Raw genomic sequence first — 16,599 nt, 5'->3', positions numbered from 1 at the left:
GCCGTTGACTAAGGCTTGAGCAGCTTGTCGTATTCCGCGTGCGAGCCAATCCACCACCAGATGAAGTCGTCGCCGTCTCTGACGGCGAGGGTTCGCCATGACGCACCGACTCGCGCGGACCAGAAACGGCCGATATTCTTGAAGTGCAAAGAGGGGTGTTTGGGATCGGATTTTAGAAGCTCGAAGCTTTCGTCGGCGTGCTGCCTTACGTGTTCGGGGAGCTTATTATAGGCTCGCCAGAAGGAGTCGGTGGCGTGATGCCTCAAAGCGGTCTCGTCTTCCTGGCGCGGAATTCAGCAAGCGCTTCATCGGCGAATTGGTCGAGCTTGCCGCTCGCTGCATCGGCTTCCAATTGCCGATCCCAACGCTCCATCTGCAGCGTCTCGAACCATTCTGCAAAAGCGCTGAACTCCTGCTGGGTCAGTTCAGTCACTGATTTTTCGATCTGCTCAAGTTTGCTCATGGCACTCTCCGGTCTGATCGAAAGATAGTGAAGCTGCAGCGCATTGCCAAGATCGCTCACCCGATCAGCATGAACCGGTCGACATCCACCATCCCCATATCCGAAATCTTCAGGTGCGGGATCACCGGGAGCGGCAGGAAGGCGACCTGGAGGAAGGGCTCTTCCAGAGTCGTTCCAAGGGCATAGGCGGCCTTTCTCAAGTGATGCAGCGTGTCGCGGACGGTCTCGTAGGGCTCAAGGCTCATCAGGCCGGCGACGGGGAGCGGGATTTCGCCGGTGACCTTGCCGTCCTCGACGACGACGAAGCCGCCCTTGATTTCTCCGAGGCGGTTGGCGGCGAGCGCCATGTCGTCCTCGTTGACGCCGACGACGCAGATATTGTGGCTGTCATGGCCGACGGTCGAGGCGATCGCGCCCTTCTTCAGCCCAAAGCCCTGAACGAAGCCGTTGGCATGGTTGCCGTTCTTGCCGTGGCGCTCGATGACGGCGACCTTGATGATGTCGTTTCCGAGATCGAGATCGGTCTGGTTGCCCTTGACCGGCAGGCGGTAGCGGCGGTGCTCGGTGATGATTTTGCCGGGCATGACGCCGATGACAGGCGTTTCACCCTCGGCAACCGGCACCCCGAAATGCATGGCCTGAACCGGACGGGCCTTGACGCTGTCGAGGCCGACGGGGGCGACCGGCTTGCGGGTGGCGAAGAGCGCGTCGGTGAAGCGGCGTCCGGCGGCGAAGACCATCTCCGCCTTGCAGTTTTCGAGGCTGTCGATGACCACGAGATCGGCGCGCCAGCCGGGCGCCACAAGGCCGCGGTCGCTGAGCCCGAAGGCGCGGGCGGCGGAAATCGAGGCGGCGCGATAGACGGCGAGCGGCTCGACGCCGTGCTTGATCGCGGTGCGGATCATGTAGTCGAGATGGCCCTGTTCGGCGATATCGAGCGGATTGCGGTCATCGGTGCAGAGCGCCAGATAGGGCGACAGGCGCTCGGTGATGATGGGCATCAGAGCGTGCAGGTCTTTCGAGACAGAACCCTCGCGCACCAGGATATGCATGCCCTTGCGGATCTTTTCGAGCGCCTCTTCGGCGGTCGTGCATTCATGCTCGGTGCGGATGCCGGCGGCGAGATAGCCGTTGAGGGCGGTGCCGCGCAGCAGCGGCGCGTGGCCGTCGATATGGCCGCCCTGGAAAGCCTCGAGCTTGGCGATGCAGACCGGATCCTTGTTGATGACACCGGGGAAATTCATGAATTCGGCGAGGCCGATGACCTTCGGGTGATCGCGGAAGGGCAGGAGCTTTTCGATCGGCAGATCGGCGCCTGCCGTCTCCAGATGCGTTGCCGGAACGCAGGAGGAAAGCTGGACACGGATGTCCATGATGGTTTCGTTCGCCGACTCCAGAAAGAAGCGGATGCCGTCTTCGCCGATGACATTGGCAATCTCGTGCGGATCGCAGATCACCGTGGTGACGCCGTAAGGCAGGACGCAACGGTCGAATTCATGCGGGGTGACAAGCGAGGATTCGATATGCAGATGCGTGTCGATGAAGCCGGGGACGACGATCTTCCCTGATATATCGATCTCGGTGGCACCCTGATAATCGGCGCAGGTGCCGACGATCCGGTCGCCGGAGATGGCGATGTCTGAGGCCACGATTTCGCCGGTTACCAGATCGAAGAACCGTCCACCCTTGAGGACGATATCGGCCGGTTCGCGGCCGGTTCCCTGGTCGATCATCGTTTCGAGGCGGTTGGTCATGGTGGCTTCCTCAGGCTGAATCGGTTGCCTAGCCTAGACGTTCTCAGGCGCCACGGGGAGAGGCGATCGACGGCGCGGTGCCGATCAGGCGATATCGGTCCGTACATTCGCGCCGCAGAGGATGGTTGCCACCGTCTGGCCCTTCAGGCTGGCGCCGTGGCTGATCAGGCCGGCGATGCCTGCGGCGCCGGCTTCCTCGACAATGAGGCCATAGTGCTGGCGGCAGAAGTCGCGGGCGTTGGTGATATCGGCCTCGGTGACTTCCCAGACATCATCGACAGTCGCTTTCATGCAGTCCAGCGCATAAGGCACGCATTCGCGAACGGCAATGCCATCGGCTGCGGTCGATGCCGTCTCCGTCGAAACCAGCCGGCCGGTTTCCCAGGAGCGTTTCATCGCCGGGGCGTTTGCGGCAACGACGCCGATCACCCGGCAGTTCGGTGCGTGCGCCCTGATCCAGGTTCCGACGCCGGTCAGCAGCGCGCCATTACCGAGTGGGACGGCGATCGCATCGAGCGCGGTTGCCGCATCGCCAAGTTCTTCCGTGAGTTCCAGGGCGATCGTGCCTGCACCCTCGGCAATTGCGCGCAGGGCGCCGTCCTCCACGAAAGGGCAGCCGTTTGTCTCGGCATGAAAACGAGCCGCTGCCTTGGCGGCATCGAAATCATCTCCCTCCAGGCGGACTTCGGCGCCGAGCCGCCTCATGGCTTCGACCTTGCCGGGATTGGCGGTGGTGGCGGCAAAGATGATGACGCGGCGGCCCTGGGAACGGCCGGCATAGGCGAGGCCCTGACCGAAGTTTCCGGCCGAAGCCGAGACAATCGGCGCATCACTCGGCGGTTCGTTGCGCAGCCACCAATCGGTGCCGCGGCCCTTGAACGAGCGGATCGGGTTGAGCGTCTCGACCTTGGCAAGGAGCCGGAGGCCGAGCGCCAGATTGGCGCTTTGCTGTTCGATCAGCGGGCTGTTGAGGAAGACGGGATCGATCGCTTTCGATGCTGCGCGGATGCCGTCGGCGGTAGGGTGTTGCTCGATGTTTTTCATGCGGTGAGGATGACAATGAAAAGCCGCGGATTTTCCCGTTATCTCTGGATAAGACAGGAATTACTCCGCAAGAAACGCAACTATTCGGGAATTTTTCTCATGACGCTGACGAAGGCCGACCGCGAGATCATCAAGCTGATGCAGGAGGATGCGACGATTACGCTGGCCGCACTTTCCGAGCGCGTCGGGCTGTCGCAATCGTCGACGCAGCGGCGGCTGCAGAAGCTGCGAGACGAGAAGGTGATCCTCCATCGTTGATCCGAAAAAGATCGGCACGGCGGTTTCGATGCTTGTCGAGGTGGAGCTGGAGCGCGACAGGCCCGAGCTTCTGCAGCCGTTCATGCGCTGGATTGCCGAGACGCCCGAAGTGCAGGAGGCATGGTGCACCTCCGGCCGCGGCGACTATACGCTGGTCATTCTGGCGCAGTCGGTGGAGCATTTCGACGTGCTGGCCGACCGGATGATGGAGCTCAATCGGAACATCCGAAAGTTCACCACCAGCGTCGTGCTGAAGACGCTGAAGCGGACGCTTGCCGTGCATGTCGAATGATCCGCAGCGCAAAAGAAAAGGGCGCCTCGCGGCGCCCGATCCATGGTTCTTGCTATAGAGCGGCTTATTCGACCGGAACGGCCTTGCCAGCTTCCCACTTGTAGAGCTCGAAGCTCTTCGAGGAGAGGTCGCCGGTTTCGCCGTAGGTGAGCTTGCCGATTGCGGTCGGGATGGCCTCACCGCCCTTGAGGGCGGTTGCGACGGCTTCCGCGTCTTCGGCGCTCTTGGCCTTCTCGATGCCGGCCTTGATGACTTCGACGGCAGCATAGGCGTTCAGCGTGAAGGCTTCGGCCGGGATTTTCTTGGCGGCGAGCGCTGCAGCAGCGGCCTTGGAGTCCGGGCTCTTGGTGGCGTCGGAAGCGTTGGTGAAGATCGTGCCGGCAGCGGCTTCGGTACCGATGTTCCAGAATTCGTTGTTCGACAGGCCGTCACCGCCGATGATCGTCGCCTTGACCGAGAGGTCGGCGAGCTGACGGGCGAGCAGGCCGCCTTCCGGGTGGTAGCCGCCGAAATAGACGACGTCGACCTTTTCAGCCTTCAGGCGGGTGGTGAGCGCGGAGAAGTCCTTGTCGCCAGGCGTGACGGCGTCGTCGATGACTTCCTTGACGCCACCGGCGTTCAGGGTTGCCTTGAAGTTGTCGGCGAGACCCTTACCGTAAGCGCCCTTGTCGTTGATGATGGCGATACGCTTGTCCTTGAAATGCTTCAGGGCATATTCGGCAGCAACGCCAGCCTGCTGGTCGTCACGGCCGCAGGTGCGCAGGACGTTGGTCAGGCCGCGGTTCGTCAGATCAGGAGAGGTTGCCGTCGGGGTAACCATCAGCACGCCGTTTTCAGCCAGCACGTCGGATGCCGGGATGGCAACGCCCGAGGTGACCGGGCCAACGACGAACTTGATGCCTTCGCCGACCAGCTGGTTGGCGGCGGAAACGCCCTGCTTCGGCTCGCCGGCGTCGTCAGCGGTCTTGAGGATGACCTTCTGGCCGAGGATGCCGCCATTCTTGTTGATCTCGTCGACAGCGGTCTGCGCGCCGTTCTTCACCTGATCGCCGTAAGCGGCAACCGGGCCGGTGAGGGGGGCGATGAGGCCGATGGTGATATCGGCATGGGCAAGCGGTGCAAAAGCCAGCGATGCGAGCATCGTCGCGCCAGTCAAAGTCTTCAGACTCATTTTTCGTTCTCCTTGGGTTGGGCTTTCGGCCCGCGTGACTGCCGCGACATCGAAACCGGTGCGTACAACAACTCTTTTGAGTTGCGCCAAGACGGCGGCTTCGGTGCGGTCAATGCGCCCTTCCGGCCATCTTTGACTTCGGCGGGCGCATGGCGATTTTCTAGGAATTCTGATTTGATTTCGCAAGGAAATAACAAAATCACTACCAAAATTGTTCTGGATTGAGCGAAACGAGCGGTGCCTCGCGTCATTTTCGTAAAATTCGGGAGTTTTTCAGAGGTCGTTAGCCGGCATCTACCTTGGGCTAAGTGCTCAAAACGATTTAATCCACGAGTTGCAAATAACGCCGAAAATATACCAAGAATAGTCTGTGAATCTTTGTGCGTGAGAATATTCGTAAAATAGAACCGATTAACATTTGCATGCTATGAAGGTTGTAGAGGGGTGGCCGATCTGGAGTGTGTCTCAAGAATAAACTCGGCCCAGCAAGTCTAATCGTGCGTTGGGACTAAGCGACTGAATGCTAAAGCGCATTGAAGCCAGCCAGGTGAGGGCTGGGATGTTTATCGAGGCCGTCGAAGGGGCCTGGAACGACCCATTGCTCGGGCGTCACCGGTTTCTCGTCAGGCGGGAATCCGATGCCCAGCGGTTGCGTGGCAGCGGTGTCGCCGGGGTGGTCATCAACACAGCCAAGGGCGTCGATACCAACGGCCTGCGCTCCAATGTGCCTGCCTATGCGTCCGAGGATCCCCGTGCCGTCGAGGCGCAGACCAAGGCCGCCCGCGAAACCATCCAGAAATCCGCCGAGCAGCTCGAAGATGTCTTCAGCAAGATTCAAGGCGGGGCGGGTGTCGCGATCGATGATATCGCGCCCGTCATTTCGGGACTGTCCACGTCGCTCGATGAAAACCCGGCGATCTTCCTCAGCGTCACGCGATTGAAGTCGAAGGACGAGACGACCTTCGTACATTCGCTGTCGGTCAGCGCGCTGATGATCCATTTCTCCCGCTATCTGGATTTCGACGAGGAGACGGTTCGAGTCCTCGGCATTGCCGGTCTGCTGCACGATGTCGGCAAGGTGGAAATCCCGCACGAGATTCTCGCCAAGGAAGGCAAGCTCGACGACGAGGAAATGCAGCTGATCCGCAGCCATCCGGAACTTGGCCATGCGATCCTGAAGCGGCAGGCGGGCATGCCTGACATCGTTCTCGACGTCTGCCTCAACCACCATGAGCGGATCGACGGGCGGGGATATCCGAACATGGTTCCCGGCTCGAAGCTGAGCATCTATGCAAAGCTCGCGGCGATCTGCGACGTCTATGACGCCATCACCTCGATCCGCCCCTACAAGCAGCCCTGGACGCCGGCCGACGCCCTGAAATGGATGCTGAGCCGCGAAGGGCATTTCGACATCAAGCTGCTGAAGCGCTTTGCGCTCTGCCTATCGGTCGCTTCGGCGCACAAGGCCTGAGATCAAAGCTTAAGATCAAGACATGAGAAAGCCCGCCGGAGATGCGCTCCGGCGGGCCTTTCTGTGTTTCCAGTTGCTGACAATCAGATGTTGTTCTGCAGGATTTCGCGCAGTTTGCCGAACAGCTCGTCGATATGGTGCTTCTCGATGATCAGCGGCGGAGACAGCGCGATGATATCGCCGGTCGTGCGAATCAGCAGACCCTTCTCATAGGCCTTGAGGAAGGCCGTGAAGGCGCGCTTGGTCGGTTCGCCGGCGATCGGGTCGAGCTCGATGGCGCCGATCAGGCCGGTGTTCCTGATGTCGATGACATTCGGGCAATCCTTCAGCGAGTGCAGCGCGTCGGCCCAGTAGTCGGAAAGCTCCGCGGCGCGGGTCAGCAGGCCTTCTTCCTTGTAGGTGTCGAGCGTGGCGAGTGCAGCGGCCGAAGCGATCGGGTTGCCCGAATAGGTGTAGCCGTGGAAGAACTCGATCATGTGCTCGGGGCCGCTCATGAAGGCGTCGTGGATCTCCGAGGTCACGAAGACGGCACCCATCGGGATGACGCCGTTGGTCAGGCCCTTGGCGGTGGTGATCATGTCGGGCATGACGTCGTAATATTGGGCGGCGAACGGCGCGCCGAGGCGGCCGAAACCGGTGATGACTTCGTCGAAGATCAGCAGGATGCCGTGCTTGGTGCAGATCTCGCGCAGCTTCTGCAGATAGCCCTTCGGCGGGATCAGCACGCCGGTGGAACCTGCGACCGGCTCGACGATGACGGCGGCGATGGTCGAGGCGTCGTGCAGGGTGACGATGCGCTCAAGTTCGGTGGCGATATCGCCGCCATGCTCAGGCTCGCCGCGTGTAAAGTTGTTCTTGCCGGGCTGGTGGGTGTGCGGCATGTGATCGACGCCGGTCAGAAGCGTGCCGAACATCTTGCGGTTGGAGACGATGCCGCCAACCGAGATGCCGCCGAAATTGACGCCGTGATAACCGCGCTCGCGGCCGATGAGGCGGAAGCGCGAGCCGTTGCCTTTTACCCGGTGATAGGCCAGCGCCACCTTGAGCGCGGTCTCGACCGATTCAGAGCCGGAGTTGGTGTAGAGAACGTGGTTCATACCCTCCGGAGCGATATCGACCAGGCGGTTCGCCAGTTCGAAGGCCTTGGGGTGGCCGAGCTGGAAGGCCGGGGCGTAGTCGAGTTCGCCCGCCTGTTCGCGGATCGCCTCGGTGATCTTCGGGCGGCAGTGGCCGGCATTGACGCACCAGAGACCGGCGGTGCCATCAAGCACCTGACGGCCGTCATGGGTGGTGTAATACATGTCCTTGGCGCCGACGAACATGCGCGGCTCCTTCTTGAACTGGCGGTTTGCCGTAAACGGCATCCAGAAGGCGCGAAGGTCGTTCGGGGTATTGAGGCGATTGGACATGCTGTTCTCCTGGCCGCGAGGCCCGTTCCCCGGGCTTGAGCCCGTATTTTTACCGTCCGGTCAAACTATCAGCGCGGAATCGGGCGTCAAGAGACCGAAAGCGCACGAAACCAGAGTTTACCGCTCATTGCTATGCGCTTTGCCGCCGCATGGAAATACCGCCGGAACGGTATCCGGCCGAAACGAAAAAGACCGGCAAATCGAGCGATCTGCCGGTCAAGAAGTAGGGTTGACGTGCTGAAATACTGCGTCCGGTCCATTCCGGAATGATTCCATTGGCGGACCGGTTCTTGGCTGACGTGATGTCAGCGTTGACTTTAGGCCGCGGAACGGCTCCGGTTCTGAACAGCGTAAATGTCTTCGAGCGTTGCCAGGATTTTCATCACAGGCTCGGAATTGCTCGAGTAATAAATGGTCTGCGCATCCCGGCGGGTCCGGACCAGCTTCTGGGCGCGAAGCTTGGAGAGATGCTGCGACAGGGCAGACTGGCTAAGGCCAACCTGCGTCGCGAGGACGCCGACGGGAACTTCACCCTTCACGAGGCTCACGAGGATGAGCAGGCGCTTGGGGTTTGCCATTGCTGACAGAAGCGCGGCCGCCACATTAGCGTGATCTGACAAGTCAGTATTTTCCATTATTCCAATCTTCCTAATGCGAATTTTTTCCGTATAGGCACAGGGCGTTAGACGGGGTTTGGCGGACGCCCGAAAAGTAGCAATTGGGCATGAAGATTGTATATACCTAAATTTCGGGTATCGAGTATGCTATTTTAGATATGTGTGGAATAATTTCCCCGGGTTTTGTGACAGGCTCTTCGAATTCACAACGTGACAAGTTATCGCCCGAAATCACGTCAAAACCAGCACTATCCAGGCCACAAACCCTCAAAGTCCCGTCAATTGTCCCCTTGAAACGGGTTTCAAGCGCCCTAAGCACCTCTGGGTGGTTGTCTACTAAATCTCGCACTATGGCATCGGCTTCCGCCGCCACCGCATCGTTGGCGGGGGAGAGAATCGCAAGGTCCGAACCCTCCAGGAGATAGGCCCGGCCGAAGCCTCCGTTGAGGCTGGCGGACTGCGGCAGCAAGCGGAAAAACCGGAAGTCCGGGAAGTCTATATAGAGCTTGGCCTTGGTATGCCGGTTCAGGAAACGGCCGCGGATGCGCTCGTGAAGCGGGCTGCCGCGCTCCACCGGTTCGGCGATGCATTGCGTCGTCAGGCGCGGGTAGGCGAGCGGATCGCCCTTGCCGGGCTCGCCTGTTAGCAGCGAGGCGCGGGGATCGGCTTCCAGTGCCTTGGTATGGGTGGAGAGCGCCGAGACGAGGACGACGGGCGTGCCGTCTATATCGGTGCCGAGCAGCACGCGGCTGGCAAAGGGAAAGCCGGTCGCCGGATCGAGTACGGCGAGGCCGGCATAGCGGGCCGAACGGAGCAGGGTGCGGGCGAGCGTCCGGGCCTGCCCGTCCGTCTCCCGCAATACGGAAGCTTGATCTTTCATGTCCACTTTTCTGGCGGAAGTGGACTAAAGGATCAAGCCTGTTCTTTGCGCCGGTGGCGGGTGAGGCCGCTGACGATGTCCTGCGCCGAAATCGTGCCGACGATCGTGCCGTTGTCGACGACGCCGATGCTGCCCGGCTGGCGGGACAGGGCATCGAGGATATCGACGAGAGGCGTTGCGGGCTTGGCCGTCGCGGTGACGGTGGCGCCCACGGCAGACTGGCCGAGACCCGGCTGCATGACGTCCTGTGCCGTCAGCATGTTGATCGGGTTCATGTTCTGCACGAAGTCCGCAACATACTGGTCGGCCGGGTTCTTGACGATTTCCTGCGGGGTCCCGCACTGGATGATGCGCCCGCCTTCCATGATGGCAATACGATTGCCGATGCGGAAGGCTTCGTCGAGATCGTGGCTGACGAAGAGGATGGTCTTCTTCAGGCGGCGCTGGAACTCCAGGAGTTCGTCCTGCAGGCGGGTGCGGATCAGCGGATCGAGGGCGGAGAACGGCTCGTCCATCAGGAGGATCGGCGCACCGGTTGCGAAGGCGCGGGCGAGGCCGACGCGCTGCTGCATGCCGCCCGAGAGTTCGTTGACCTTGCGGTTTGCCCACTTTGTCAGGTTGACAAGTTCGAGCTGCTCATCAACGCGCTTCTTGCGCTCGGCGTCGGCCATGCCGGCGAGTTCCAGACCGAAGCCGACATTGTCGGCGACCGTGCGCCAGGGCAGCAGCGCGAACTGCTGGAACACCATCGACACGGTGTGCATGCGCAGATCACGCAGCGCCTTGGCGCTGCATTTATAGGGATCGACGGGGCCGGTGGCTGTAGAGACCGTCACCGAGCCGCGAACGACGGGCGCCAGCCCATTGACGGCGCGCAGCAGGGTGGACTTGCCGGAGCCGGAGAGGCCCATGAGGACGAGGATTTCGCCTTCCTCGACGGTGATAGAGGCATCTGCGACACCGAGCACGAGGCCGGTCGACGCGCCGATCTCGTCGCGGGTCTTGCCCTGATCGACCATCGAGAGGGCGGCTTCCGGCTTGTCGCCGAAGATGATGCTGACATTGTCGAAACGAACGGAGGTCATACGCCGTCTCCTTCACCTGCAGTGCGGAACATGCGGTCGAGGATGATCGCCAGGATGACGATACAGAGACCGGCTTCAAAGCCCTTGGCGACGTTGACGGTGTTCAGCGCGCGAACGACGGGGACGCCGAGACCGTCGGCCCCGACGAGGGCGGCGATGACCACCATCGACAGCGAGAGCATGATGGTCTGGGTCAGACCGGCCATGATCTGTGGCGTGGCGAAGGGGAGTTCGACCTTGCGCAGCACCTGCATCGGTGTCGCGCCAAAGGACTCGGCGGCTTCGACGAGGGACGGCGGGGTGGAGATGATGCCGAGGCGCGTCAGGCGGATCGGGGCGGGAATGGCGAAGATCACCGTAGCGATCAGGCCCGGCACCATGCCGAGGCCGAAGAGGATGAGGGCAGGAATCAGATAGACGAAGGTCGGGATCGTCTGCATCAGATCGAGGATCGGGCGCAGGACCGAATAGACCCAGGCGCGCCGCGCTGCGGCGATGCCGAGCGGAATGCCGACCAGCATGGAGACGAAAGTGGAGGCGAGCACGAGCGCCAGCGTTTCTGTCGTCTCTTTCCAGTAACCCTGGTTGGTGATCAGTAGCAGCCCAAGACAGGTAAAGACCGCGACGACGACCGACCGGCGTATCCAGTAGGCAATGCCGGTGATGGCGGCGATGACGATCAATGGATGCGGCGCCTGCAGCACGAAGAGCATGCCGTCGATGACATGCGACAGGATGAAGGCCAGCTGGTTGAAGAACCAGTCGGCATTGGTCGTCAGCCAGTCAACGAACAACTTGGCCCAAGAGCCGATCGGAATTTTAGCGTCAGTGATCCAGTCCAAGGGGCGTGCCTATCCAAAAAAGATCAAGAATTCGGGATGAAATGGAGGCGGGACGGCAAAGCCGCCCCGCGCACGTCATCGTCAGAGGCCAAGGCTCTTCTTGACGGCGGGCAGGCCATCGGCACTGCCATCACGCGTCTTGACGCCTGCGAGCCAGGGATCGAGCGCCGACGGGTTGGCCTTCAGCCATTCCGCAGCAGCCTTTTCCGGCTCTTCGCCGTCATTCATGATCTTGCCCATGATCTGGTTTTCCATCTCGAGCGAGAAGGTCATGTTCTTGATCAGGGTACCGGTGTTCGGGCATTCGCCGAAATAGCCGGCACGAACGTTGGTGAACACCTTGGCGCCGCCGAAATCAGGACCGAAGACGTCGTCGCCGCCGGTCAGGTAAGTCAGCTTGAAGTTGGTGTTCATCGGGTGCGGTTCCCAGCCGAGGAAGACGACCGGCTTGCCGGCCTTCTCGGCGCGGGCGACCTGCGCCAGCATGCCCTGTTCGGAGGATTCGACGACCTCAAGGCCCTTCATGCCGAAGGTGTTCTTGTCGATCATGTCGATGACCAGGCGATTGCCGTCGTTACCGGGCTCGATGCCATAGATCTTTCCGTCCAGGTCATCCTTGTGGGCAGCGATGTCCTTGAAGTCCTTGATGCCGCGTTCGGCGCCTTTGGCGTTGGTCGCGAGCGTGTATTTCGCGCCGACGAGGTTCGGACCGTAGGATTCAACCGACTTGTCGTCGAGGAACGGACGGACGTCCTTCTCCTGGGTCGGCATCCAGTTGCCGAGGAAGATGTCGATGTCCTTGTTCTTCAGCGACTGATAGGTGACCGGCACCGACAGAACCGTGGTTTTCGGCTCATAGCCGAGGCCCTTCAGCACGACGGTTGCGGTTGCGGTGGTTGCGGTGATGTCAGTCCAGCCGACGTCGGAAAAACGCACGGCGGTGCAGCTTTCAGGATCTGCTGCGAATGCGGCCGTGGCAATGGAAAGAGCTGCAACGGCAGTTGCGGTAAGCAGTTTGGATGCGCTTGTCGTTCTCATTTATAGACTCCCAGTCTTATCGTCCCCAAGCCAACCATCAATAGCTGACATTTACAAGCGACCACAGTGCGTTTGCGGCGGTTTGGCATACTCGATTGCGACGTCGCGCAATTTTCCGTGATGGCCTGAAAAGCAAGGATTCCGGCGGGATTCGCGCGTGGATTTCCTGTGGTTATCAGCTCTGCGCTCTTCTCATCGGCGATTCGAGCCGTCAAAAGCGAGGAACGGAGAAAAACATGGCGAAACTCTACTTCAATTACTCGACGATGAACGCCGGCAAGACGACGATGCTGCTGCAGGCCTCCTACAATTACCAGGAGCGCGGCATGCGCACGGTGATGCTGATCGCCGCCTTCGACGAGCGCACCGGCAAGGGCATCATCGGCTCGCGGATCGGCCTGGAAGCCAAGGCCATTCCCTTCGAGGCGGAGACCGATCTGCTAGCACTGGTGGCACGGCTTGCCGGTGAGGGAGAGCCGATCGCCTGCGTCTTCGTCGACGAGGCGCATTTCATGACGCGCGAGCATGTCTGGCAGCTCGCCCGCATCGTCGACCGCCTCGGTATCCCGATCATGGTCTATGGTCTGCGCACCGACTTCCAGGGCAAGCTGTTTCCGGCCTCCGAGGAGCTGCTCGCCATTTCTGACGAGATGCGCGAAGTGCGCACCATCTGCCACTGCGGCCGCAAGGCGACAATGGTGGTGCGGCTCGACGGCGAGGGGAAGGTGCTGCACGAGGGCGCGCAGATCGATGTCGGCGGCAACGAGAAATATGTTTCGCTCTGCCGCAGGCACTGGGACGACGAAATGAACGGCCCCTTCGTGGCCGAGGCCGTCTGAAAAGGTGGATTTTCATCCCGTCTCCGACCGGTTAGCTTGAGGCCAACGATTCCCAGGAGAAGCGGGTGCGCAAGGCTCCATCATTCGAAATTCTCATGGAAACGGCAAGCGCGCTGGCGGAAGAGCTGCGCGCCGAAGCTGGCGATTGCGCCGCCTTCATCGGCAGCTTCGCGCGCAACGAGGCGCAGTCCAGCGACGAGACGTTTCTGGACGAGAACCAGCGTTTCCAGGCCGCAGGCCAGAAGCGCGAGGCGCTTGATGCCGCGCTCGGCGAGCTCGCCGGTGAACTCGACCGGTTGTCTGAAGACGTCTCTGCCGATCTCGACAGTTTTCGCGGACTGACGCGCCGCGAACGGATCACCGGGTGGTTCTCGCGCCAGCGGATGTGGAGATTGCACAGCCAGCGCGTCAGCGAGGCACCTGTTGTCGAGCGGCTGCTTGATCTTTTCGCCAAGAGTGATGCGCTTGCAGGCCTTGTAACCCAGCACCGCGGCTTTGCCGGCGAATGCCACAAGACGGCCGAAGGCGGTGTCGTCGATATTATCGAGCACCGCCGCCGCCTCGTCGATGCGATCGATATCGCGCGGATGCGGATGAAGGAGCTGAACGCCAAGGCGCTGACGACGCAGGGGCGCATCGGCGTCTATGGCGGCAGAACGGAGTGGGAGCGGCTCGAGGAAGAGCGCCGTGCTCTGAAAGGCGAGGCTGACCGGATTTCCAGCGAAGAGCAGGTGATGCGCGACGAGAGCCAGCGGCGCGAGCGCTTCATCACCATGTTCCAGAGTTTCGTCGATGCGCTGAATAGCCAGATCGCGCTCTGCAACGTGCTGACCCGGAAGCTGATGGTCGATACCGAAGAGCGGCTGGTGCTCTACCGTGCCCAGGTCGATACCGACCGGCCGGGTGCCAAGGCGAAGATCAGCCAGACGATCTTTCCGAACATCGCCGCACCGATCTCGCTTTTCGAGCGGGGCATGCTGGTGCCGCAGGATATCGAGCAGCGCAAGAGCGCCGCAAGCATCGCCTTCGAGAAGAAGTTTTCCGCGTTTGTGCCTGTTATCAGCATGGAGCACGACAGGCCGCTGATCGACCTGACCAAGCGGCTGCCGCGTCTGAGATTGAGGTTCGGGCGCTCCTAGCTGGCATCAGCGCCGGACCTCCGGTCTTTGCAAGAACCGGCCAAGCCGCTATGCCTCGACCGGGGAATTCCGCGACACGCATGGTAGGGCCAAACGATGGAAACGATTGAAACGATAGGCAACTCCAATCCGGTCCTGCCGGAAGGCTATTCTCTTGTCCCAAAGGGCAAGCTTGCCAACGCCGTCACCTGCCTTGAAATGCGGAAGAAGCCGGAATCTGTCGCCGCCGCCGAACGCTCAGACCTTTCCCTCGCGCGCATGACCGTCCCCGATCTCGATACCTACCGGCAGCTTTTCCGGGCGATCGGCGAGGAATGGATGTGGGTTTCACGGCTGGTGATCAGCGACGGCGAACTGGCGGATATCCTCCGCGATCCCAGGGTGGAGATCCACGTGCTGTCATCGGGCGGCAAGCCGGCCGGGATGATCGAACTCGATTTCCGGGAGCCGGGCGCCTGCGAACTGGTGTTTTTCGGCGTCACCAAGGAGACGATCGGCACCGGCGCCGGGCGCTATCTGATGAACCATGCGCTTTCCATCGCCTGGGCGCATCCGATCGAAAGGCTGTGGCTCCATACCTGCCATTTCGACCATCCGAATGCGCTCTCGTTTTACCGGCGCTCGGGCTTTTCGCCCTATGCCCTATTGATCGAGGTCGCCGACGATCCGCGGGTGACCGGCATCTTGCCGCGGACCGCCGCGCCGCATGTTCCGATCCTGGAATAGCGGTCACGGCAGCGCGAAAATCTTCACCTCTCTGGAAATGCCGTGCAGCTCCTCCATGCGGGAGACTGAGGTGATGCCGCTGTCGCGCAGGATTTCGCAGACCCGTTCGTTTCCGACAATCGCTTCAGTCGTCAGGATCACGTGAGGATCGGCAAGGTTCTGGACGCGAGAGGCGATGTTGACGGTCTGGCCGAAGTAATCCTGCCGGTCGTTGAGGCTGACGGCGAGGCAGGGGCCTTCGTGGATGCCGATCTTGAGCAGCAGATCTTCGCTACCGCGTTCGGTATTCAGGCGGAGCATCGCTTCGCGCATTCGCAGGGCTGCCGTGACGGCGCGGTCAGGGCTCGGGAAGGTCGCCATGACTGCATCGCCGATGGTCTTGACGACCGCGCCTGCCTCGGTGGCAACGATTTCGTGCAGCACCCGGAAATGAGCGCGCACCAGATCGAAGGCGGCGAGATCGCCGACACGCTCGTAAAGTGCCGTCGAGCCTCTGAGGTCGGTGAACAGGAATGTCAGGCTGGTGATCCTCAGGCGCTGGTCGACGTCGAGCGTATCGGTCCGGTAGATATCCCTGAAACTCTGGTTGGTCAGCAGACGCTTGGCGGTCAGGAATGGCCGCCTGCGGCCGAGGATCTCGTGCAGGTCGTCGCCGGCGATGCAGACATTCGGTAGCACGCGGCGGTCGGTGTGGTTTTCGAGCGTCAGCCGCAGCAGACCGGGGCGCAGGGTCTCGGTCTCGTTCGGCGTATGGCTGCGGCTGATGACCATCGACAGGTTCTGGCGCTCGCCTGTCGGCTCGCCCTGGACGTCGATGAACTGCGCCGAATGCGTCACGGCATCGAAGATGATGATGAATTGCGGTGGCAGCTGCACCGAGACAAAGGCCTTTTCACCGGGGTCCAGCTCAATCATTTCCAGGAGGATGCGGCCGAACCGCTCTTCGAGATCATCGGGAAGGTCGACGCCGGTGCTGAAGAACACCTGGCGGTAATATTCGAGTGCCGGCAGCCGGTCGGGCTCGTGGGCGGCGATTCTGCGCACGCGTGGACTGACGGTGAAGGTGACCTCGACCATCTCGTCGAGGGTCGGCTCGTAACCGGCGGCGCAGAGCGCGCAATGATAGCTCTCGCGATCAACAGCCTTCAGCGTGGTGCCGCTGTCGAGGACGCCGCCGCAGCCGGGGCAGAGCACATTCCAGGTCATTTCGAAGGCGCCGATCCGGGCCGCATGCAGAAAGCCCGCGATCGTCTTCTCTTCGTCGAGATCATGCGCCTTGGCGAAGGCGAGCGCGTTGATGCGGTTGAGATCGCGATCCGAGCCGTTCCTGACCGCATTCTCGATGCAGCCGGCCGTCTGCTGGCCGGCCGCATGCCTCAGGGTGGCGAACAGCACGTCGACTTCGCTCATCACACAACCTCCCGGCAGGCGGGCCCACGGCGGACGACGCCAAGCGCGGCATTGTACCATGAGGATTTGCTCATAGAAATCCGAGCCGCCGGAGCCGCCGCCCACAGGGTGGCGCTTTGGTGCGCGCGGCAAAAATCTCGTGCTCTTGTTGTGCTCGCTTC

The 16,599-nt window shown here is 61.3% G+C and carries 18 protein-coding genes; 6 read left to right on the top strand and 12 right to left on the bottom strand.

Annotation, left to right across the window (positions count from 1 at the left end; genetic code table 11):
- Positions 1-8 precede the first annotated feature (8 nt).
- From AC1DIJ_RS07465 to AC1DIJ_RS07450, 4 genes are all read right to left on the bottom strand, one after another.
- Positions 9-266, bottom strand: a complete 258-nt coding sequence (locus AC1DIJ_RS07465) for a ParE family toxin-like protein (protein WP_112386180.1) — start codon at positions 264-266, stop codon at positions 9-11.
- Entirely contained in the window at positions 263-523 is a 261-nt protein-coding gene (locus tag AC1DIJ_RS07460) for a hypothetical protein (protein WP_477831361.1), read from the bottom strand. The genes AC1DIJ_RS07465 and AC1DIJ_RS07460 overlap by 4 nt, the downstream gene beginning before the upstream one ends.
- Complete coding sequence (gene ade / locus AC1DIJ_RS07455) at positions 520-2,217, bottom strand: adenine deaminase (RefSeq protein WP_112386181.1); 1,698 nt, start codon at positions 2,215-2,217, stop codon at positions 520-522. Before ade ends, AC1DIJ_RS07460 begins: the two co-directional genes overlap by 4 nt.
- Positions 2,218-2,301: 84 nt before the next feature.
- Complete coding sequence (locus AC1DIJ_RS07450) at positions 2,302-3,261, bottom strand: pyridoxal-phosphate dependent enzyme (protein ID WP_112386182.1); 960 nt, start codon at positions 3,259-3,261, stop codon at positions 2,302-2,304.
- A gap of 99 nt (positions 3,262-3,360) precedes the next feature.
- Here AC1DIJ_RS07450 and AC1DIJ_RS07445 point away from each other — a divergent pair, with 99 nt between their 5' ends.
- Positions 3,361-3,519, top strand: coding sequence for an AsnC family transcriptional regulator (locus AC1DIJ_RS07445; protein WP_162705924.1), 159 nt, complete (start codon positions 3,361-3,363; stop codon positions 3,517-3,519).
- A gap of 28 nt (positions 3,520-3,547) precedes the next feature.
- Entirely contained in the window at positions 3,548-3,811 is a 264-nt protein-coding gene (locus tag AC1DIJ_RS07440) for an Lrp/AsnC ligand binding domain-containing protein (protein ID WP_112386184.1), read from the top strand.
- A 64-nt stretch (positions 3,812-3,875) separates the two neighbouring features.
- Here the strand turns inward: AC1DIJ_RS07440 and AC1DIJ_RS07435 are convergent, their stop codons facing one another.
- Positions 3,876-4,982, bottom strand: a complete 1,107-nt coding sequence (locus tag AC1DIJ_RS07435; protein ID WP_112386185.1) for a branched-chain amino acid ABC transporter substrate-binding protein — start codon at positions 4,980-4,982, stop codon at positions 3,876-3,878.
- Between the two features lie 520 nt (positions 4,983-5,502).
- Between AC1DIJ_RS07435 and AC1DIJ_RS07430 the strand changes: the two genes are divergently transcribed.
- Positions 5,503-6,453 (top strand): cyclic di-GMP phosphodiesterase, encoded by a 951-nt coding sequence (locus AC1DIJ_RS07430; protein WP_112386186.1) that lies wholly within the window; start codon positions 5,503-5,505, stop codon positions 6,451-6,453.
- Between the two features lie 83 nt (positions 6,454-6,536).
- On the opposite strand, the gene aptA is transcribed toward AC1DIJ_RS07430, so the two are convergent.
- The 6 genes from aptA to AC1DIJ_RS07400 all read right to left on the bottom strand — a co-directional run bounded on the left by aptA (position 6,537) and on the right by AC1DIJ_RS07400 (position 12,324).
- Positions 6,537-7,862: an omega-aminotransferase AptA gene (gene aptA / locus AC1DIJ_RS07425; protein ID WP_112386187.1), complete on the bottom strand. Its 1,326-nt coding sequence runs from the start codon at positions 7,860-7,862 to the stop codon at positions 6,537-6,539.
- Between the two features lie 317 nt (positions 7,863-8,179).
- Positions 8,180-8,497, bottom strand: coding sequence for an ArsR/SmtB family transcription factor (locus AC1DIJ_RS07420; RefSeq protein WP_112386188.1), 318 nt, complete (start codon positions 8,495-8,497; stop codon positions 8,180-8,182).
- Positions 8,498-8,603: 106 nt separating this feature from the next.
- Entirely contained in the window at positions 8,604-9,359 is a 756-nt protein-coding gene (locus AC1DIJ_RS07415) for a HugZ family pyridoxamine 5'-phosphate oxidase (RefSeq protein WP_112386189.1), read from the bottom strand.
- A 32-nt stretch (positions 9,360-9,391) separates the two neighbouring features.
- Positions 9,392-10,444 (bottom strand): choline ABC transporter ATP-binding protein, encoded by a 1,053-nt coding sequence (gene choV / locus AC1DIJ_RS07410; protein WP_112386190.1) that lies wholly within the window; start codon positions 10,442-10,444, stop codon positions 9,392-9,394.
- Positions 10,441-11,286: a choline ABC transporter permease subunit gene (gene choW / locus AC1DIJ_RS07405; RefSeq protein ID WP_112386191.1), complete on the bottom strand. Its 846-nt coding sequence runs from the start codon at positions 11,284-11,286 to the stop codon at positions 10,441-10,443. The genes choV and choW overlap by 4 nt, the downstream gene beginning before the upstream one ends.
- An 81-nt stretch (positions 11,287-11,367) precedes the next feature.
- Positions 11,368-12,324, bottom strand: coding sequence for a choline ABC transporter substrate-binding protein (locus AC1DIJ_RS07400; protein ID WP_112386192.1), 957 nt, complete (start codon positions 12,322-12,324; stop codon positions 11,368-11,370).
- 236 nt (positions 12,325-12,560) lie between these two features.
- Between AC1DIJ_RS07400 and AC1DIJ_RS07395 the strand changes: the two genes are divergently transcribed.
- The 3 genes from AC1DIJ_RS07395 (at position 12,561) to AC1DIJ_RS07385 (ending at position 15,028) form a co-directional block, all read left to right on the top strand.
- Complete coding sequence (locus tag AC1DIJ_RS07395) at positions 12,561-13,163, top strand: thymidine kinase (RefSeq protein ID WP_112386193.1); 603 nt, start codon at positions 12,561-12,563, stop codon at positions 13,161-13,163.
- Positions 13,164-13,228: 65 nt separating this feature from the next.
- Positions 13,229-14,302: a hypothetical protein gene (locus AC1DIJ_RS07390; protein ID WP_112386194.1), complete on the top strand. Its 1,074-nt coding sequence runs from the start codon at positions 13,229-13,231 to the stop codon at positions 14,300-14,302.
- Positions 14,303-14,398: 96 nt separating this feature from the next.
- Complete coding sequence (locus AC1DIJ_RS07385) at positions 14,399-15,028, top strand: GNAT family N-acetyltransferase (RefSeq protein ID WP_112386195.1); 630 nt, start codon at positions 14,399-14,401, stop codon at positions 15,026-15,028.
- A gap of 3 nt (positions 15,029-15,031) precedes the next feature.
- Here the strand turns inward: AC1DIJ_RS07385 and AC1DIJ_RS07380 are convergent, their stop codons facing one another.
- Positions 15,032-16,438, bottom strand: a complete 1,407-nt coding sequence (locus tag AC1DIJ_RS07380; RefSeq protein WP_112386196.1) for an adenylate/guanylate cyclase domain-containing protein — start codon at positions 16,436-16,438, stop codon at positions 15,032-15,034.
- Between the last annotated feature and the right edge of the window lie 161 nt (positions 16,439-16,599).

It is taken from the genome of Rhizobium sp. 10N427 (assembly GCF_056394605.1).
The sequence above is the reverse complement of the archived record's forward strand: the minus strand, read 5'-3'. Positions and strand labels throughout refer to the sequence as shown.